The following is a 17,890-nucleotide window of genomic DNA, read 5'->3' as shown; positions in this document are numbered from 1 at the left end:
CATGCCCCAAGGATACCTCTGGGCTCCTTGGGAATCGCAGTTCTTTAGTCGGATAGTCGCTCGATGATCAGCGCGATGCCCTGGCCGACGCCGATGCACATGGTGCACAAGGCGTAGCGGCCCTTGCGTTCCTCAAGCTCATGCAGGGCGGTGGTCACCAGGCGCGCGCCACTCATGCCCAGCGGATGACCGAGGGCAATCGCGCCGCCGTTCGGGTTCACACGCGGGTCGGTATCGCTCAGGCCCAGTTCACGCAACACCGCCAGACCTTGTGCGGCGAAGGCTTCGTTGAGTTCGATCACGTCCATGTCGGCCAGGCTCAGGTTGGCCAGTTCCAGCACTTTGCGCGTCGCTGGCACCGGGCCGATGCCCATGATGCGCGGCTCGACACCGGCGGTGGCCATGGCGACCACCCGACCACGGGCCTTCAGGCCATGGCGTTTGGCGACTTCCGGGCTGGCGAGCAGCAGCGCGCAGGCGCCGTCGTTGACCCCGGACGCGTTGCCGGCGGTGATGCTGCCGCCTTCGCGAAATGGAGTGCCGAGTTTCTGCAATTGCTCCAGCGTGGTGTCGCCGCGCGGGTGCTCATCGTGTTCGACGACTTTGGCCGGACCTTTGCGCTGGGGAATTTCCACCGCGACGATTTCCTTGGCCAGACGCCCGCTGGCCTGGGCGGCGCCGGCGCGTTGCTGGCTGCGCAGGGCGAAGGCGTCCTGGTCGGCGCGGGAGATATTGAACTGTTCGGCGACGTTCTCGGCCGTCTCCGGCATCGAGTCGATGCCGTAGGTTTTCTTCATCAGCGGATTGACGAAACGCCAGCCGATGGTGGTGTCGTATATCTGCGCGTCACGGGAAAACGCCTGCTCGGCTTTGCCCATCACCAGCGGCGCACGGGACATCGATTCAACGCCGCCGACCAGCATCAGCCCGGCCTCGCCACAACGAATCGCCCGCGCCGCCGTGCCAATCGCGTCCAGCCCGGAACCGCACAAACGGTTGAGCGTGGTGCCAGGCACGCTGACCGGCAACCCGGCCAGCAGCGCAGACATGCGCGCAACGTTGCGGTTGTCTTCGCCGGCCTGGTTGGCACAGCCGTAGATCACATCATCCACGGCATTCCAGTCGACCTGCGGGTGACGGCGCAGCAGTTCACGCAGCGGCACCGCGCCGAGGTCGTCGGCGCGCACGCTGCTCAAGGCACCGGCGTAGCGACCGATCGGGGTCCGTACCGCGTCGATGATCAAGGCGTCATTCATTCGGGTTCTCCTGCGGCAATACCGCGCCGCGCACTTTGTAGGATTTGCCATGGAACAGCGCGATCAGCTGGCCCAGTTGGTTTTCGATGCGTACGTCGTAATTGCCGGTGCGCCCGGAACGGCTTTGCTCGGTGCAATCGGCATTCAAGGTGTCACCCAGGCGGGCCGGGGCGATGTAGTCGATGCTGCAACCGATGGCGACCGTGGCTTCGTTGTAGCTGTTGCAGGCCAGGGCAAACGCCGAGTCGGCGAGGGCAAACAGGTAACCGCCGTGGCAGGTGCCGTGGCCCTGGATCATGTCGGCGCGCACGTTCATGCCGATGCGCGCGCAGCCGGGGCCGGCCGACAGCAGGCGCATGCCCATTGCCTGGCTGGCGTTGTCGCGGCTGAACAGGGCTTTGGCGCAGTCGCTGGCCAGGTTCATCGCTTCGTGGTTAGTCATGAAAAGGCCTCCCTTCGGCGACGCGGCGGCGCAACAGCAGCGACGGCCGATAACGTTCTTCGCCGTAACCGGCTTGCAGGTTTTCCAGCACGTTGAGGATGTGCGCGAGGCCGATGGCATCTGCCCAGGCCAGCGGGCCTTGCGGGTAATTGACCCCGGCGCGCATCGCCAGATCGATGTCGGCGGCCGATGCCACGCCTTGCAGTACTGCGTCGGCCGCTTCGTTGGCGAGCATGGCGACGGTGCGCAACACGGCGAGGGCCGGGCTGTCGCTGAGCAGGCTGACGCTGAAGCCGGCCCGTTGCAGCAGCGCGACGGCCTGTTCGAGCGCGGACGGCTCGATGCCGGCCGCGTAGCTGATCGCGAGGCGGCTGGCCTTGCTGTAATCGAATGCGAGGTCGAGCAGGATCAGGTTGCGCAGCCCGTCTTCCCTGGCACGCTGAGAGGCCATACGCCCGTCGCTCAATGCCAGGACCGCATCACCCACTCGCAGCACGCCTTGGCCGTCGCGCTGAATGACCTCGACACCGTGTTCGCGCAGGCGCGCAATCAGCGCGTTGGCAATACCGAGGTCACCTTCGACAACACAGGTTTCAACGGTTTGTTCGCTGCTGATAGTGGCCGGCTGCGGCCGTACGGCACCTTCGGCGTAGCTGTAAAAGCCATGGCCGCTTTTGCGCCCCAGGCGTCCGGCGTCCACCAGTTCCTTCTGAATCAAGGACGGCAAGAAACGCGTGTCGCCGTAATAGGCGTCGAACACCGAACAGGTCACGGCATAGTTGACGTCGTGGCCGATCAAGTCGGTCAGTTCGAAAGCGCCCATCGCGAAGCCACCGGCGTCACGCATCAGCGCATCCAGGGTCGGGCAATCGGCGGCGCCTTCCTGCAGCAGGCGCAGGCTTTCGGCGTAAAACGGCCGGGCCACGCGGTTGACGATGAAACCCGGGGTTGAGCGGGTGTGCACCGGTTTTTTGCCCCAGGCCTTGGCGGTGTCGTACAGGCAGGCGGCCAAGGCCGGATCGCTGGCCAGGCCCGAGACGATTTCCACCAGCGCCATGACCGGTGCCGGGTTGAAGAAGTGCAGGCCGAGCAAGCGCTGTGGATGATTCAGCTGCGCGGCGATGCTGGTGATCGACAGCGACGACGTGTTGCTGGCCAGAATGCAGCGCTCACCGCAGATCTCTTCCAGTTGGCGGAAGAGGGCGCGTTTGACCTCAAGGTTCTCGACGATGGCTTCGATCACCAGCTCGCAATCGGCCAGCGCTTCGATGGCTTCCACCGCCAGCAAGCGGGCGAGGGTGGCTGAGCGAGAGTCGGCGGAGAGTTTGCCGTTGTCGACGCGTTTGCCCAATTGCCGGGCAATGCCGTCGATCGCTTGCGCTGCTGCGCCGGGGCGATTGTCCAGCAGCAGCACGGTGTGACCGGCCTGCGCCGCGACTTGCGCGATCCCGGCACCCATGGCACCGGCGCCGATCACCGCGATGCGCGCATCAATGTTCAGTGCAGTCATGACTCAGCGCCCCTTGAAGCTAGGGCTGCGTTTTTCCATGAAGGCGCTGACGCCTTCGCGGTAATCCTCGCTACGCCCGGCCAGGCGTTGCAGGTCTTTTTCCAGCTCGAGCTGTTCGTCAAAGGTGTTGCTAAGGCTGGCGTTCAGGCTGCGCTTGATCAGTGCCAGGCCGTAGGTCGGTTGGGTGGCCAGGTGGCGGGCGAGTTTCAGCGCTTCATCGCGCAGTTCGGCGTCTTCCACGCAGCGGTAGATCAAGCCCCATTGCTCGGCCTGTTCGGCGGTCAAGCGGTTACCGAGCAAAGCCAAAGCCTTGGCGCGGGCCATGCCGACCAGGCGCGGCAAGGTCCAGGTGCCGCCGGAATCGGGGACCAGGCCAAGTTTGCAGAACGCTTGAATGAAGCTTGCCGAGCGTGCTGCCAACACCAGGTCGCAGGCCAGCGGGATGTTGGCACCCGCGCCGGCGGCCACGCCATTGACCGCGCAGATCACCGGCAGCGGCAGGTCGCGCAATTGGCGGATCAGCGGGTTGTAGAACTTCTCGATGGACTCGCCCAGATCGGGCACGTCGCTGCCCGGTGCGACGTTGCGGTCGCTGAGGTCCTGCCCGGCGCAGAAGCCGCGACCTTCACCGGTCAGCAGCAACACACGCACATCCGGGTTCTGCCGGACCTGTTTCAGCGCCTCCTTCACTTCACCGTGCATCTGCGCGTTGAAGCTATTGAGCTGATCCGGACGATTGAGGCTGAGCAGGGCGACGCCGGCCTCGATGGAAAACAGGATGTGTTCGAAGTTCATGGTCATGGCGCTCTCTGGGAGGTCGTTCGCTTTTTTTGAAATGGATTACTGGCCGGTGAAGGTCGGCGTGCGCTTTTCCTGAAAGGCTTGAATGCCTTCATCGCGGTCGCGGGTGCCGGCCAGCACGGTGAAGGCATGGCGCTCGAAACGCAGGCCGCTGGCCAGGTCAGTGTCCATGGCCTTGAGCAGGGCTTCCTTGGCCAGGCGCACCGCCAGCGGTGCTTTGCCGGCGATGCTGCGGGCGATCTGCACGGCGCGGTCAACGGTGAATTCCGGTTGCGTCACTTCACTGACCAGCCCGGCACGCTGGGCCTGGCGGGCGTCGATCGGTTCACCGGTCAGGACCATTTGCATGGCCATCGATTTACCGACGGCGCGCAGCAAACGTTGAGTGCCACCGGCGCCCGGCATGATCCCGAGGTTGATTTCCGGCTGACCGAAACGGGCGTCTTCACCGGCAATGATGATGTCGGCGTGCATCGCCAGTTCGCAGCCACCGCCGAGGGCGAAGCCGTTGACGGCAGCGATCAGCGGTTTGTTGAAGCGGGTGATGGTTTGCCACGAGGCCTGGCGCGGGTCGTCGAGGATGCCGACCAGATTGCGCTCGGCCATTTCCTTGATGTCGGCGCCGGCCGCGAACGCTTTGCGGCTGCCAGTCAGGACCACGGCGCGGGTGTCGGGATCGGCCTGCGCGATGTTCAGTTCATCGGCCAGTTCACCGAGCAATTCGGTGGTCAGGGCATTCAACGCTTGCGGGCGTTGCAGGGTAATCAGGCGAACGCCTGGCTCGATGATCTCGACAGCAAGGGTTAGAGGCATGGCGGATGCCCTCGTGGTGCATGCACGGCTGCAATGCCGGCTCATTATTGGATCGGCGCAGTGGGCCGGTTTTGCCTGAGTATACCTACAACGTGATACGCAAATACAATAGTAAAACGTATTTAATGTGTCTTATTGACGGATGGCAGATCTGGGTAGAGAGATGTCTATACCCGTCAGATGACTGATTAATCGCCGGTTTTGTTGGGTTTTGTGGTGGATTTACAGGCGTTGAGCGACCTCCCGTCAGGGGCGCTACTAAGTGATACGGATTTTTGTCTTTGTACTGGCAAAAGCGATGTGATACAAAATGACTCTGTATCGGCATCGCTTTACCAATGCGTTCAAAGGACCGTCCCATGACTTGCTACAGCCTCGATGGCTTGACCCCGGTAATTGATCCCACGGCTTACGTTCATCCGTCCGCGGTGCTGATCGGTGACGTGATCGTCGGCCCTCATTGCTATGTCGGGCCGCTGGCGAGCCTGCGCGGGGACTTCGGCCGTATCGTGCTGGAGGAGGGCGCCAATCTGCAGGACACCTGCGTGATGCACGGTTTCCCGGACAGCGACACCGTGGTCGAACGCAATGGGCACATCGGCCATGGCGCGGTGTTGCACGGGTGCCGGATCGGCGCCGATGCGCTGGTGGGCATGAACGCCGTGGTGATGGACAACGCCCGCATCGGCCCGCGCTCGTTCGTCTCGGCGGCGGCTTTCGTCAAGGCCGGTTTCGACTGCCCGGAGCAGTCTCTGGTGATGGGCGCGCCGGCCAGCATCAAGCGCGGTCTCAGCGATGAAGAGGTGTCCTGGAAACAGGCGGGCACCCGCGAGTATCAGCGACTGGCCAAGCGTTGCCTTGAGCAGATGCAGGTCTGCGAACCGTTGACCGAAGTGGAGGCGGATCGCCCGCGCATCAGCGACAGCGGCTTGCGCCCAAAAGGCAGCACCCTGTGAACACTGATCTCCTTATAGAAGTGGGCTTTTGTGGCGAGGGGGCTAGTCGGAACGCCGCATCGCCCCGTTTGAGTGCGCAGCGCTCACAATATTTTGGGGCTGCTGCGCAACCCAGCGGGGGCAAGCCCCCTCACCACAAAGTCTCGCTCCCACAGGGAGTGCGATTAACTGGCGGACATTCGGTATATTCCTTTTCTTTTTTCAGCCCGGTACGCCCATGTCGTCCCTGACACCCTTGAACCAACTGATTACTCGCTTCCAGGAGCAGACGCCGATCCGCGCCAGTTCCTTGATCATTACGCTGTACGGCGATGCCATCGAACCCCACGGCGGGACAGTCTGGCTGGGCAGCCTGATTCAATTGCTCGAGCCCATCGGCATCAACGAGCGACTGATCCGCACCTCGATTTTCCGCCTGACCAAAGAAGGCTGGCTTACCGCCGAAAAAGTCGGGCGTCGCAGCTATTACAGCCTGACTGGCACCGGTCGCCGGCGTTTCGACAAGGCGTTCAAGCGCGTCTACAGCTCCACCGTGCCGGCGTGGGACGGTTCCTGGTGCCTCGTGATGCTCACGCAGTTGACCCAGGACAAGCGCAAACAAGTGCGCGAAGAACTGGAGTGGCAAGGTTTTGGTGCGATTTCGTCCGCCGTGCTGGCGTGTCCGCGCAGCGACCGCACCGACCTCAACGCGACCTTGCTCGACCTCGGCGTCCAGGAAGAAACCATCGTCTTCGAAACCACGGCGCAGGACGTCCTGGCGTCCAAGGCCCTGCGTTTGCAGGTGAAGGAAAGCTGGAACATCGAAGAACTGGCAACTCATTACAGCGAGTTCATCCAGCTGTTCCGACCGCTCTGGCAAGCGCTTCGCGAGCAAGAGAACCTGCAACCGGGCGACTGCTTCCTGGCACGCGTCCTGCTTATTCATGAATACCGCAAACTGCTGTTGCGCGACCCGCAACTGCCGGACGAACTACTGCCCGGTGATTGGGAAGGTCGGGCAGCGCGCCAGTTGTGCCGCAACATTTACCGGCTGATCTACGCCAAAGCCGAGGAATGGTTGAACAGTGCACTGGAAACCGCCGACGGTCCGTTGCCGGACGTGGGTGAAAGTTTCTATCGACGGTTTGGCGGGCTGAAGTAGTCCGTCATTGTTGTGGGAGCGGGGTGGTTAGGGAGAACCGGAGGATTGGCGTAGATAATAAAAATAAGCCTGCGTGAGGCCTGACATGATTTCTGCAAATGCACAGCGCCGTGATGGATTCGACCAGTGGATCCATCAGATCAACCAGATCTGTGGCGCCTTCAATGCGCAAACCCTGGGCGAAGAGTTTTCCGGGCAGATCCGCGAACACCAGAGCGGTGCGCTGAAACTCAGTTTTGTCGATGCTTGCCAGGCGCGGCTGTACCGCACCCCGGCGCAAATCGCGGCGGGCGAGGGCGGCAAATACTTTGCGGTGTTCCAGCTCGATGGCACGGCGGGCATGGCCCAGGGTGACAGCAAGGTGTTGCTGTCGGCCGGCGACATCACCCTGATCGACGCCTCGCGCCCCAGCGACTTCACCTACAGTGAAAACTCCCGGCAGTTGTCGCTGATTCTGCCTTCGTCGCTGATCGAGCAATCCTTGCGCTTCAACCCGGTCAAGTGCGGTCACCGCATCGTCGCGTCATCGCCGATGGCGATGCTCTCGCATCGACTGATTCTCGATGCTGCGCAGCAAAACACCCTGAGCCTGGCGGAAAGCGAGGCGACGCTGGAGGCCATTGTCAGCCTGCTGCGCCCGGCCATCAGCCAAGCTGAAGACAGCAACGATCTGCATGAGCGGATCTTTCGCAAAACGCTGGAATGCATCGACGAGCACATTCGCTCCGAAGACCTGTGCCCGGAATGGCTGGCGCGGGAAGTCGGGATGTCGGTGCGCGGGCTGTACCGGATCTTTGCCAAGAAAGGCTTGGTGGTGGCGAAGTACATCAAGAATCGTCGGCTGGATTTGTGCGCCGAGTCCCTGCGCCAATCGCGTACCGAACAGAAACTGTCGGTGCTGGGTTACTCCTGGGGGTTCTCCGATTCGAGCTACTTCTCCACCGCGTTCAAATCGCGGTTTGGCATTTCCCCCGGCGAGTACCGAAAAAACCGCGCCTGAGATCCGCCTGAATCACTCCTACAGGGTTTTGTACTACGGTTTGAGCATCTGGCTGAACGCCTCCAGCTCGCTTTTCTCCAGATCGGACACCAGCACAAACCGCATGTGATTCGCTTGCCAGGACACCACGTTAAAACCACGAATGGCCTGACTTTGTTGCGGCGTGTCCGCCTCCGGTGTGGGCAGGATAAACACGTTGATAACGTGCTTGGCCCGCCCATAACTCAGGGCCGCCGTGGTCTGGTGTTGCAGGTAATCCAGCCGCCCGCCCAACAGCACAAACCCTTGTGCCGAGTAATCGACGACCGGCGGCGAGAAGTCGAGTTTGCCGGTGAACCAAGGCTTCACAGTGTGGCGGTCGGAAGACACCACATCATTCAAATGCTCACCCATCAACGAGCGGACATGACTGGATACGGCCTCGTCCATCAACGGTTGCTCGCTGGCCGGCGTTGCCACATAAAGCACCACCGCCAGGCCCAGCGCTGCCGCAGAAAAGGCCGGTGCGAACCAGGTCCGCCAGCGCTGGACAATGTTTGGTGGCGGGGCGGCGGCGGCGAACACGCTGGCCGTCAACGACGCCGGAGCCGTGTAATACGGCGCCTGGCGTTTCACGCCGAGCATCAGCAGCCGCGCCTGATCATGTAACTGCGCGCACTCGGCGCACTCGGCCAGATGCCCGGCCACCGTGGCCGTCGTCGGCGGATCAAGTTCCTTGTCCAGGTAGCCATGCATCAACGTCTGGCAAACCGTGCAGTCGAGTTCATTCATGATCGTGCAACTTCAGTAGTTCGAGCTTGAGCATGGCACGCGCCCGGGCCAGTCTCGACATGACGGTGCCGATGGGAATATCGACCACCAGGGCGATGTCCTTGTAGGGCAGGTCCTCGAGTTCTTTCAGAACAATCACCTCGCGAAACGCCGGCGGCAGGGCGCACAGGGCTTGCTGGATCAGCGCCGCATTTTCGGTGTGAATGGCCAGCAGTTCCGGGGTCTGGCCATGACTCAGCGCGGCGTCCTCTTCGGACAGTTCATCGCCGATCGCCACCCAATGATGCCCGGCCGAGGCCTTGAGCCAGGTGTAGCTTTCGTTGCGCACGATGGTCAGGAACCAGGCCCTGGCGTTGCCGTCGGCGAAGCGATGTAAAAAGCGGAAGGCGCGCAGGGCACTTTCCTGCACGACATCGCGCGCGGCGCTGTCATTGCCGGTGAGCCAGCGCGCGAGGTTGTAGGCCGCGTCCAGGTGGGGCGCAAACAGTTCCTCAAATCGCTTCATAGTGGTTCCCGCACTGTCCCACCCCTATAACTGTGTTGCGCGGCCTTTTATTCCCTGGAAAAATTATTTTTTCGACCCGGAATAAAGCCCCGTCCCGCCGGGTTGTACCTCGTGTCAGCACCATCACTGTAGTTCGCCAGCGAGGGAAAACCGATGGACATTCAATCAAGACACCCGCTCCGCACCGACGGCCCGCTCAACCCCGACCGCCGGACACTGCTCAAATGCTCGGCGTGGGCCGGGGCGGGGGTCATCTGGGCCCTGAGCGGCGGCATTCCCCGGGCCTTCGCCCTGGATGCAGCGGGCAACGTTTCCGACCCCAAGGCACTGGCCAGCACCTTCCACTTCGTGCAGATCAGCGACTCGCACATCGGCTTCAACAAAGAGGCTAATCCGGAACCGGTGAAGACCTTGCAAGTGGCGATCGACAAGGTCATCGCGCTACCAAAACCGCCGTCGCTGATCCTGCATACCGGCGACATCACCCACCTGTCCAAACCCGAGGAATTCGACACGGCCGCGCAACTGCTCAAGGGCCTGCCGTCCACCGTGCACTACGTTCCGGGGGAGCACGACACCCTCGACGAGGGCGGCGGCAAGCTCTATCTGGAGCGTTACGGCAAGGGCACCAAAGGCAATGGCTGGTACAGCTTCGATGACCACGGCGTGCATTTTATCGCGCTGGTGAATGTCTTCAATTTCCAGGCCGGACGTGAAGCGACCCTGGGCGCCGATCAACTGGCCTGGCTCGCCGACGATTTGCGCGCCGTGACCAGCAGCACGCCCATCGTGGTGTTTACCCATATTCCGTTGTGGACGGTTTATCAGCCGTGGGGCTGGGGCACCGAGGATGGTGATCAGGCGATTGCCATGCTGCGCAAGTACGGTTCGGTGACGGTGTTGAACGGGCATATCCACCAGGTCATCCAGAAAGTCGAAGGCAATATCACCTTCCACACCGCCCGTGGCACCGCTTATCCACAACCCGCGCCAGGTGCGGCACCGACCCCCGGGCCGATGACGGTGGCGGCGGATCAATTGCGCAATTACCTGGGGATCACCGATGTGCGAGCGACGCAGGGCGATCATCCGCTGGCACTGATTGATTCGACACTGGTTTAGGGGGAGGGCGTTCAGATGAAAAAGCGAGTGTTGGCCGTGGCCTGCCTGATGCTGTCGATGCCGGTTTGGGCTCAGGAGGTGAAAATCGATATCAAGGAGTTCATGTTCGGGCCCAAGGATTTGAACGTGGCCGTGGGCACCAAAGTGACGTGGGTGAACGACGACCAGATTCCGCACACGGTGGCGGAAACCCACAAAGTGTTTCGCTCAGGGGCACTGGATACCAATGACAGCTTTTCCTGGGTATTCAACACGCCGGGGGAGTACGAATATTTTTGTGCGCTGCATCCGCAGATGATCGGGAAGATTGTGGTGAGCCAGTAAAACTGCAAGCACCTGCGACCAATCCACCTGAAGAAACCCGGACCCTTGTGGGAGCGAGCCTGCTCGCGAAAGCGGAGTATCAGACAACATTAATTTGTCTGACACTGCGCTTTCGCGAGCAGGCTCGCTCCCACAGGTTTTGTGCGTGTAGTTACTGCGGGACGCTGAGGTTCAACGTCGGCGTCTCATCAAAGAAATTCCACGGCTTCAACAGCACATGCACCCATTCGGTCGGCATGATCGGCCATTCTTCGGCCCGCGCGATGTGCGTGGTGCCGGTGGTCAGCCAGACCACGTCGTCGGTGTTTTCAATCGACTGGTTATCCGCAGTGAACTGCCCCAGCCCCGAGTCTTTGTCCGAACGGTTCGGGTATTTGCCTTCCGGGTACTTCTCCTGCGGGTCGTAGCGCGTCACCCACAGTTGCTTGTCCATGAAACTGAGGCGGTGATACAGCCATTCATCCTTGCCGAAGTTCGCGCCCTTGGCCACCGGGTGGGTGCCGCCGGCATACGGAATCAGCTGATAGGAAACCGGGTTGCCGACTTTGTTTTCCTTGCTGAAGTTGGTCATCAGGCGAACGGTCGACGGGTCGAACTTCTGTGCCGCCTGCTGCTCGGTGCTGACTACGTTGTGCTCGGTCTGCATCGTGCTGGTGCGCGGGCCGCCACGGTCGTTTGGCAACACCACCGGGTTCACTTCGACCAGCGAGTTGCTTTCGCCATCCACGTCCATGTCCAGGCGGAAGTTGTAGATGTGCTGGTGCGTGGTGCCGACGATGTTGTGGTCCAGCAAGGTGCCGTAGCGCGTGTCTTCCTTGGCGGTGGTGTCGTGCATGGTCTTGGACGCGACGCCCTTGACCGCTTCGATACCGGTGGCGCCAGCGTCAATGCCGATGGTGCCGTTTTGCTGGAAGACCCAATCGAAGATGTAGTCGTAGTTGCCGACGGTGCTGATCCAGCGCACCACCAGCTCACGGCGCTCGGTGCTGAGGTTGGGCTGGCCCATTTCCTGGTGTTTGTATTCCGGGCCGGCGTAGCGTTCGAACACCGCCATGGCGTGCGGAATCGCGGTCGGCGCGCCGGTGTAGTCGGCAATCGTGGCGTCAAGCAGCACGGCGTTTTCCGGGGCGTCTTTGCCGCGGGCAATCGGCGAGGTCAAGGTGCCCATGCCGTAATCGCCGGAATCCAGGTAGGCCTTGAAGTACCAGCCGACGTCGGGGTCGCCGTACGGCACGATCATCCCGCCCAGGGAGCCTTCGTACATGATTTTGCGTTTCTTGCCCTTGTCGTCATACGTGACGGTGGACAGGATCGGGCCGACCCGCGAATCGAGGCGAACGTGGAAATCCCAGTTCTGCCAGTGAATGCTATTGCCGGTGATGGTGTAGTTTTTCCCTTCGGGCTCGATGATCTCCAGCGGCTTGACTTCGGCACCCTTGCGGCCCCGGCCGTCATACGGCGTCGGTTTCATCGGCACCGGGATCAGCGCTTCGTCTTCGATCTTGATCAGCTTCTTTTGCTCAAGGTCGACAATCGCCACCAGGCCTTCGATCGGGTGCGCCCAGTAGTTGCCGTCACCGGTGTTGAGGTAGCTGACGATTTTCAGCAGGCGCTTGTCCTGCGCGAGGCCGTCCTTGCCGTCGAAGTAACCGACGGTCAGCGGCGTGGCCACGACTTTTTTCACATCGGTGATGCCGCGCTTGGCCAGCGCCTGCGCGTACTCGGGGCTGGTTTCCACGGCCGATTGCACGGTGGCGAAATCATCCAGCAGGACCATGCCGTGGGCACCTTCGATCGGTTTCCAGGACTTCAGCGCCTTGGCGTCGAGGTCGACCAGGGCTTCGATCACATGCTTGCCATCGAGCACCACGATGTTGGCCTGGCGCGGCTGGGTGACGTTCTGGCCGGTGAAGACGAAGTTCCAGACCTGATCCTTCGGCGGCTCGTTGACCGAGACTTCGGTGAAACGGAAACCGGGTTGGTAATGCTCGGACTGCTTGACGATGTCCACCGCAGCCTTGATTTCGTCCGCAGTCAACGGATTGAGCGGGTTAGGGCGGGTTTCGACGACAAAGGTCTTGTCCAGGCCGGACTGGAACACCTGATTGATGAAGTCCTTCGGCATGTAGGCGGTGTTGTGTTTGAACACCACCGGGACGGCCAGCTTCATCGGCTTGCCATTGAGCATGGCGACTTTGCTGTCCGGTTTGACCTTGAGGTAGACCCCGTCCTTGGCAATCACGAACAGGTTGGCGTAGTTGTCCCATTTGACCGTGGCCCCGAATTCTTCAAGGGTCGACTGCAAAGGCACCATTTCGGCGGCCCCACCATGGGCCTGTGCAGTGGACATCCAGCCCGGCAAACCGACAGTGCCCAGGGTGATGGCCAGCGCGAGTCGGGCAAGCGGTTTTCTTTTCAGCGAGGCAATGGACGTGAACATTTCTGAGTTCCTTGGGAATCCGGTGACAGCACAGCACACTTTGCTACAGCCAATGGACGGCTTCTTGTGAAATCCTGCCAGATTCTTTTGGCTGCGTGCCTAAATGGTTCGTTGTCCAAGGTTAATCCACAATCAACAACCTGGCGTTGGCCGTCTTCCAGCGGGCCTGATCTGTCGCATAATGAGTCCGCTGGTTTTGATTTCTGTAGTTAACGTAAACGAGTGAGTCGGACATTGATCGAACGACGGCAATTCAGCGGCGGCATGAAGGGTAAAAACCTCCGCTACTTAAACGAACCTGCGGACAAGCCTGTGCCGATGACGCGCACAGGCTTTTTGCTGCTCGAACACTTCTCGCTGCCGGCGTTCACTCAGGCGCTGGACACGATTGTCACCGCGAATCTGCTGCGGCCCGGCCTGTTCGCCTCGCGAACGTTTGGTTTGCATGACGGCGAGGTGGTCAGTGACCTGGGCCTGGTGATCCGGCCTGACGCGCGTTTCGATGCTGCAGCGATTCAGCAACTGGACCTGCTGGTGGTGTGTGGCGGCTACCGCACGGAGCTGAAGGTCGCCGACGACTTCGTCCACTTGCTCAGAGCCGCAGCAGAGCGTGGCGTCACCCTCGCCGGGCTGTGGAATGGCGCCTGGTTCCTCGGCAGCGCCGGCCTGCTGGACGGTTATCGCTGCGCCATTCACCCCGAACATCGGCCAGCACTGGCGGAGGTGTCCAAAGCGGCGCAGGTCACCAGCGAACCCTATGTGATTGACCGCGACCGACTCACGGCGTCGAGCCCTGCGGGGGCTTTCCACATGGCGCTGGACTGGATCAAGGGGCTGCACGACAAAGCCCTGGTCGAGGGCATCGAGGACATTCTGGCGTTTGAAGAGTCGCGCTACCGGCGCATCAAACCGGCGGAAAACATCTGCGTCAGCGCGCCGTTGCGCGAGGTGGTCAAGCTGATGGACGCCAACCTCGAAGAGCCGTTGGAACTGGAACAGCTGGCGGTGTACGCCGGCCGATCACGTCGACAACTGGAGCGCCTGTTCAAGGAACAACTGGGCACCACGCCGCAGCGCTATTACATGGAACTGCGCATCACCGAGGCGCGTCGGCTTTTGCAGCACACCGAGTTGTCCCAGGTGGACGTGCTGGTGGCATGTGGGTTTGTCTCGCCGAGCCATTTCAGCAAGTGCTACAGCTCGTATTTCGGCTACCGGCCGTCCAAGGAAACCCGACTGGTCAAATAAAACAGCCGCGCCCTCTCCCCGGCAGGAGAGGGCGGCTGCTCATCTCAGGTGTGATGGAGCTCGCGGTCCTTGGTTTCCGGCAGGAAGAACGTGCCCAGAATCGCCGTCATCACCGCGATCACGATCGGATACCACAACCCGTAATAGATATCCCCGGTGGCCGCGACCATGGCGAAGGCCACCGTCGGCAGGAACCCGCCGAACCAGCCGTTGCCGATGTGGTACGGCAGCGACATCGAGGTGTAGCGAATGCGCGCCGGGAACAGTTCCACCAGCCACGCGGCGATAGGCCCGTAGACCATGGTCACGTAGATCACGAGGATGGTCAGCAGCAACAACACCATCGGGTAATTGGTCTTCGCCGGGTCAGCCTTCTCGGGGTAACCGGCCTCCTTCAGGGCAGTGGCGAGGGTGGCGGTGAAGGCGTCGTTGCGGGTCTTGAAGTCGCCGGCCGGCAGGCTGGTGCCCTCGAAACTCTGGACCACTTTGTCGCCGATGCGCACCTGCGCGACGGTGCCCGGTTCCGCCTTCTCGTTTTTGTAGGGGATGGCACGCTTCGCCAGCAGGCTCTTGGCGAGGTCGCAGGAACTGGTGAATTTGGCCTTGCCCACCGGGTCGAACTGGAACGAGCACTGGCTCTGATCGGCGATCACCGTGACCGGGTTTTTCTCCTGCGCAACGAACACGTCGGGGTTACCGTACTGAGTCAACGCGTGGAAGATCGGGAAGTAGGTCAGCGCCGCCAGGATGCAGCCGGCCATGATGATGCCCTTGCGACCGATGCGGTCGGACAGGCTGCCGAATATCACGAAAAACGGCGTGCCGATCAGCAGCGAACCGGCAATCAACAGGTTGGCGGTTTGCGGGTCGATCTTCAGGGTTTGCAGCAGGAAAAACAGCGCATAGAACTGCCCGGTGTACCAGACCACGGCCTGGCCGGCAGTCCCGCCGAGCAACGCCATGATGACGATTTTCAGGTTGCCCCAACGGGCGAAGGATTCGGTCAGCGGCGCCTTCGACGCCTTGCCTTCTTCCTTCATTTTCTTGAACACCGGCGATTCGCTCAGTTGCAGGCGGATGTACACCGAGACAATCAGCAGCAGGATCGACAGCAGGAACGGAATCCGCCAGCCCCAGGCCTCGAACGCCTCGGTGCCAAGCAGGGTGCGGCAGGCGAGAATCACCAGCAGCGACAGAAACAGGCCGAGGGTCGCCGTGGTCTGGATCCACGAGGTGAAGTAACCGCGCCTGCCGGGCGGTGCATGTTCGGCCACGTACGTCGCCGCGCCGCCGTATTCGCCGCCCAGTGCCAGGCCTTGCAACAGGCGCAAGGTGATCAGGATGACCGGTGCCGCCACGCCGATGGTGGCATAGCCGGGCAGGAAGCCGACGATGGCGGTGGAGATGCCCATGATGACAATGGTGATGAGGAAGGTGTGCTTGCGCCCGATCATGTCGCCCAACCGGCCGAACACGATGGCGCCGAACGGCCTCACGGCGAAGCCCGCAGCGAAGGCGAGCAGGGCGAAGATGAACGCCGTGGTCTCGTTGACGCCGGCGAAGAAGTGCTTGGCGATGATCGCGGCGAGAGAGCCGTAAAGGTAGAAGTCATACCATTCGAATACGGTACCCAGGGACGACGCGAAAATGACTTTGCGTTCCTCCTTGGTGATGCCGTGTCCGGGCGCGCGGCCCGTGGTGGTAGTGTCGATTACGGCCATGAGTGTTCTCCGTCTTGCTCTTGTTTTAGGCCGGAGTACCTCTCAACAATTGCCGCACCCAGGCCCCGGGGCTGATGTCGTCGGATTGCAAATTGCACGAAGCAGGGCGCCGGCATTGCTGCCGGGTTACTTGAAGCATAATCAGCTTCGTGCAGATATCCACTCGCCATCACACGGCTTACAAATCAGTGCCCCCTCTAATTCTGGTCAACGCCGACTTGTGGCGAGGGAGCTTGCTCCCTCGCCACAGATTGCGGTAGTTACAGCAGCGAGATCGTGTAGTTGACGATAAAGCGGTTTTGATCGACGTTGCGCCCGGCATCGGTGTTGGACTTGGCGTTGCGCACGGTAAAACCGAGCCCCTTGAGCGTGCCCGATTGCAGCACGTAGTCCAGGGTCATGTCGCGCTCCCACTCGGACTGATCGCTGGCGTTGCGGGCCTTGATGTCCGTGCCTTTGAGGTACGCCACAGTCGCTTTCAAACCCGGCACGCCCAAGGGCGCGAAGTCATAGGTGTATTGGCCGAAGTTGGTCTGTTCACCGGCGCGGGCAAAGTTCTGGATCATCTTGTCCGTGGGCAGGTAAACGCTGCCGCCACCGGCACCTTTGTCCACCAGGCTGCCCTGGTTGGGCTGGACGAAGTTGCTGCCATCGCTCACCTGTTGATGCCCCAGCGACACCGAATGGCCACCGTTCACGTAGGTGATCATCGCCGCCCAGGTGTTGTTGTCGATCTCGCCGTTGTTGTCCTCGGTGTAGCCCGACATGCCGTAGCCTCGGGCCCGGCCGGCGGCGCTGCTGTTGGCGCCGGTCGACGTGGTGTTGAAGTAACGCAGGTCAGTGGTAAGGGAGCTTTTGCCGTCAATCGGCAGGACGTGGACCAGCCCCAGGAAGTTCTGGTTGTAGAACTCTTCCAGCTGCGCGAAATAGTACTGCGCCTTTAGATCCTTCGTGATGCTGTAGTCACCGCCGGCGTAGTAGAACTTGTTGCTGTCCTGCGTTGCACCGGGCACCGACAGGCCAGTACGGTCCGTCGAAGCGCGGCCGACCGCGTGCTCAAGCACGCCGCTGGTCAGGGTCAGGTTTTCGATGTCGTTCGAAGTGATCTGGGCGCCAGTGAATGATTGCGGCAACAGGCGCGCATCGTTGGCGATGAGGATCGGCAACTTGGGCAACAAGGTGCCATAGCGAAACTCTGTCTTGGAGATGCGCATCTTCGCCGTCGGGCCGAAGCTGCTCCAGGCACCCACTGCACCGTCGCCGTCGGTGGGGATCATGCCGCTGCCGACGTGGCGGCCGTCGCCGCTGTCCAGCGTGATACCAAGCAGCGCCTGCGCATCCAGGCCGAACCCTACCGGACCTTGGGTGAACCCCGACTCATAGCGCAGCACAAAACCCTGGGCGGTCTCCTCGGTTTTCGAAGGCGCCGCGGTGCCGTCGCGGTTGTCGCTGTTGAAATACAAGGTGCGCATCGACAGGGTGGCTTTGCTGTCTTCCAGAAAACCGTGCGCGGCGGTGTCTGCGGCCTGCGCGCACAAGGAACTGGCGGCCAGCAAGAGGGCGGTGGGGACGGCTCGTGTGTACATACGGTGCTCCTGGTGATTTCTTATGATTTTCTGGAGAGTCGCCGCCACCCCGAAACCGGCGCGCAGAAGGGCGCGCCCGATGAGCGACCAGAGCAGCAGGCCGTCGGGGTGACGTGTTTTTTGAGTCGAATGGCGCGCGGTTAAATCAGATAGGAAAGGCCAACGGTCAGGCCGAAAGCGACCACGGAAATGATGGTTTCCAACACGGTCCAGGTCTTGAAGGTCTGGGCCACGGTCATGTTGAAGTATTCCTT

The 17,890-nt window shown here is 61.5% G+C and carries 17 protein-coding genes; 6 read left to right on the top strand and 11 right to left on the bottom strand.

Going from position 1 to position 17,890, the window contains the following annotated elements:
* Window positions 1-44: 44 nt before the first annotated feature.
* The 5 genes from pcaF to paaF are packed head-to-tail and all read right to left on the bottom strand — an operon-like array spanning window position 45 to window position 4,822.
* Window positions 45-1,256: a 3-oxoadipyl-CoA thiolase gene (pcaF, locus tag ACWKV5_RS25085; RefSeq protein ID WP_483843441.1), complete on the bottom strand. Its 1,212-nt coding sequence runs from the start codon at window positions 1,254-1,256 to the stop codon at window positions 45-47.
* Window positions 1,249-1,698, bottom strand: a complete 450-nt coding sequence (gene paaI, locus ACWKV5_RS25080) for a hydroxyphenylacetyl-CoA thioesterase PaaI (protein ID WP_483843440.1) — start codon at window positions 1,696-1,698, stop codon at window positions 1,249-1,251. Before paaI ends, pcaF begins: the two co-directional genes overlap by 8 nt.
* Window positions 1,691-3,208 carry a 3-hydroxyacyl-CoA dehydrogenase PaaH gene (paaH, locus tag ACWKV5_RS25075; RefSeq protein WP_483843439.1) on the bottom strand — a complete coding sequence of 506 codons (1,518 nt, stop codon included), beginning with the start codon at window positions 3,206-3,208 and terminating at the stop codon, window positions 1,691-1,693. The genes paaI and paaH overlap by 8 nt, the downstream gene beginning before the upstream one ends.
* Before the next feature lie 3 nt (window positions 3,209-3,211).
* Window positions 3,212-4,003, bottom strand: coding sequence for a 2-(1,2-epoxy-1,2-dihydrophenyl)acetyl-CoA isomerase PaaG (paaG, locus tag ACWKV5_RS25070; RefSeq protein WP_483843506.1), 792 nt, complete (start codon window positions 4,001-4,003; stop codon window positions 3,212-3,214).
* A 45-nt stretch (window positions 4,004-4,048) separates the two neighbouring features.
* Window positions 4,049-4,822: a 2,3-dehydroadipyl-CoA hydratase PaaF gene (gene paaF, locus ACWKV5_RS25065; RefSeq protein ID WP_483843438.1), complete on the bottom strand. Its 774-nt coding sequence runs from the start codon at window positions 4,820-4,822 to the stop codon at window positions 4,049-4,051.
* A gap of 359 nt (window positions 4,823-5,181) precedes the next feature.
* Here paaF and paaY point away from each other — a divergent pair, with 359 nt between their 5' ends.
* The 3 genes from paaY to feaR all read left to right on the top strand — a co-directional run bounded on the left by paaY (window position 5,182) and on the right by feaR (window position 7,919).
* Window positions 5,182-5,778 carry a phenylacetic acid degradation protein PaaY gene (gene paaY, locus ACWKV5_RS25060; protein ID WP_483843437.1) on the top strand — a complete coding sequence of 199 codons (597 nt, stop codon included), beginning with the start codon at window positions 5,182-5,184 and terminating at the stop codon, window positions 5,776-5,778.
* A 217-nt stretch (window positions 5,779-5,995) separates the two neighbouring features.
* Window positions 5,996-6,919 (top strand): phenylacetic acid degradation operon negative regulatory protein PaaX, encoded by a 924-nt coding sequence (paaX, locus tag ACWKV5_RS25055; protein ID WP_483843436.1) that lies wholly within the window; start codon window positions 5,996-5,998, stop codon window positions 6,917-6,919.
* Window positions 6,920-7,004: 85 nt separating this feature from the next.
* Window positions 7,005-7,919: a transcriptional regulator FeaR gene (gene feaR, locus ACWKV5_RS25050; protein ID WP_483843435.1), complete on the top strand. Its 915-nt coding sequence runs from the start codon at window positions 7,005-7,007 to the stop codon at window positions 7,917-7,919.
* 33 nt (window positions 7,920-7,952) lie between these two features.
* Here the strand turns inward: feaR and ACWKV5_RS25045 are convergent, their stop codons facing one another.
* Window positions 7,953-8,690, bottom strand: a complete 738-nt coding sequence (locus ACWKV5_RS25045; protein ID WP_483843434.1) for an anti-sigma factor family protein — start codon at window positions 8,688-8,690, stop codon at window positions 7,953-7,955.
* Window positions 8,683-9,195, bottom strand: coding sequence for a sigma-70 family RNA polymerase sigma factor (locus ACWKV5_RS25040; protein WP_483843433.1), 513 nt, complete (start codon window positions 9,193-9,195; stop codon window positions 8,683-8,685). The genes ACWKV5_RS25045 and ACWKV5_RS25040 overlap by 8 nt, the downstream gene beginning before the upstream one ends.
* A gap of 153 nt (window positions 9,196-9,348) precedes the next feature.
* On the opposite strand from ACWKV5_RS25040, the gene ACWKV5_RS25035 reads away from it, so the two are divergent.
* Window positions 9,349-10,317, top strand: coding sequence for a metallophosphoesterase family protein (locus tag ACWKV5_RS25035; protein WP_483843432.1), 969 nt, complete (start codon window positions 9,349-9,351; stop codon window positions 10,315-10,317).
* Window positions 10,318-10,332: 15 nt separating this feature from the next.
* Window positions 10,333-10,641 carry a cupredoxin domain-containing protein gene (locus tag ACWKV5_RS25030; protein ID WP_483843431.1) on the top strand — a complete coding sequence of 103 codons (309 nt, stop codon included), beginning with the start codon at window positions 10,333-10,335 and terminating at the stop codon, window positions 10,639-10,641.
* Between the two features lie 151 nt (window positions 10,642-10,792).
* Here the strand turns inward: ACWKV5_RS25030 and tynA are convergent, their stop codons facing one another.
* Window positions 10,793-13,081, bottom strand: coding sequence for a primary-amine oxidase (gene tynA / locus ACWKV5_RS25025; RefSeq protein ID WP_483843430.1), 2,289 nt, complete (start codon window positions 13,079-13,081; stop codon window positions 10,793-10,795).
* A 234-nt stretch (window positions 13,082-13,315) separates the two neighbouring features.
* Between tynA and ACWKV5_RS25020 the strand changes: the two genes are divergently transcribed.
* Complete coding sequence (locus tag ACWKV5_RS25020) at window positions 13,316-14,329, top strand: GlxA family transcriptional regulator (RefSeq protein ID WP_483843505.1); 1,014 nt, start codon at window positions 13,316-13,318, stop codon at window positions 14,327-14,329.
* Between the two features lie 44 nt (window positions 14,330-14,373).
* On the opposite strand, the gene ACWKV5_RS25015 is transcribed toward ACWKV5_RS25020, so the two are convergent.
* The 3 genes from ACWKV5_RS25015 to ACWKV5_RS25005 form a co-directional block, all read right to left on the bottom strand.
* The gene (locus ACWKV5_RS25015; protein WP_483843429.1) at window positions 14,374-16,050 is read right to left on the bottom strand and encodes an MFS transporter; all 1,677 of its coding nucleotides are present in this window, start codon (window positions 16,048-16,050) and stop codon (window positions 14,374-14,376) included.
* 260 nt (window positions 16,051-16,310) lie between these two features.
* Complete coding sequence (locus ACWKV5_RS25010; RefSeq protein WP_483843428.1) at window positions 16,311-17,636, bottom strand: OprD family porin; 1,326 nt, start codon at window positions 17,634-17,636, stop codon at window positions 16,311-16,313.
* A 140-nt stretch (window positions 17,637-17,776) separates the two neighbouring features.
* A partial coding sequence (locus tag ACWKV5_RS25005; RefSeq protein WP_483843504.1) for a GntT/GntP/DsdX family permease occupies window positions 17,777-17,890 on the bottom strand: 114 nt, incomplete at its 5' end.

This window comes from Pseudomonas oplopanacis (assembly GCF_057128725.1).
This window is presented reverse-complemented; position numbering and strand designations above follow the sequence as displayed.

Excerpts from the sequence above, each read along its gene's own strand:
- pcaF (WP_483843441.1), bottom strand. The coding sequence starts at position 1,256 with ATGAATGACGCCTTGATCATCGACGCGGTACGGACCCCGATCGGTCGC.
- paaI (WP_483843440.1), bottom strand. The coding sequence starts at position 1,698 with ATGACTAACCACGAAGCGATGAACCTGGCCAGCGACTGCGCCAAAGCC.
- paaH (WP_483843439.1), bottom strand. The coding sequence starts at position 3,208 with ATGACTGCACTGAACATTGATGCGCGCATCGCGGTGATCGGCGCCGGT.
- paaG (WP_483843506.1), bottom strand. The coding sequence starts at position 4,003 with ATGAACTTCGAACACATCCTGTTTTCCATCGAGGCCGGCGTCGCCCTG.
- paaF (WP_483843438.1), bottom strand. The coding sequence starts at position 4,822 with ATGCCTCTAACCCTTGCTGTCGAGATCATCGAGCCAGGCGTTCGCCTG.
- paaY (WP_483843437.1), top strand. The coding sequence starts at position 5,182 with ATGACTTGCTACAGCCTCGATGGCTTGACCCCGGTAATTGATCCCACG.
- paaX (WP_483843436.1), top strand. The coding sequence starts at position 5,996 with ATGTCGTCCCTGACACCCTTGAACCAACTGATTACTCGCTTCCAGGAG.
- feaR (WP_483843435.1), top strand. The coding sequence starts at position 7,005 with ATGATTTCTGCAAATGCACAGCGCCGTGATGGATTCGACCAGTGGATC.
- ACWKV5_RS25045 (WP_483843434.1), bottom strand. The coding sequence starts at position 8,690 with ATGAATGAACTCGACTGCACGGTTTGCCAGACGTTGATGCATGGCTAC.
- ACWKV5_RS25040 (WP_483843433.1), bottom strand. The coding sequence starts at position 9,195 with ATGAAGCGATTTGAGGAACTGTTTGCGCCCCACCTGGACGCGGCCTAC.
- ACWKV5_RS25035 (WP_483843432.1), top strand. The coding sequence starts at position 9,349 with ATGGACATTCAATCAAGACACCCGCTCCGCACCGACGGCCCGCTCAAC.
- ACWKV5_RS25030 (WP_483843431.1), top strand. The coding sequence starts at position 10,333 with ATGAAAAAGCGAGTGTTGGCCGTGGCCTGCCTGATGCTGTCGATGCCG.
- tynA (WP_483843430.1), bottom strand. The coding sequence starts at position 13,081 with ATGTTCACGTCCATTGCCTCGCTGAAAAGAAAACCGCTTGCCCGACTC.
- ACWKV5_RS25015 (WP_483843429.1), bottom strand. The coding sequence starts at position 16,050 with ATGGCCGTAATCGACACTACCACCACGGGCCGCGCGCCCGGACACGGC.
- ACWKV5_RS25010 (WP_483843428.1), bottom strand. The coding sequence starts at position 17,636 with ATGTACACACGAGCCGTCCCCACCGCCCTCTTGCTGGCCGCCAGTTCC.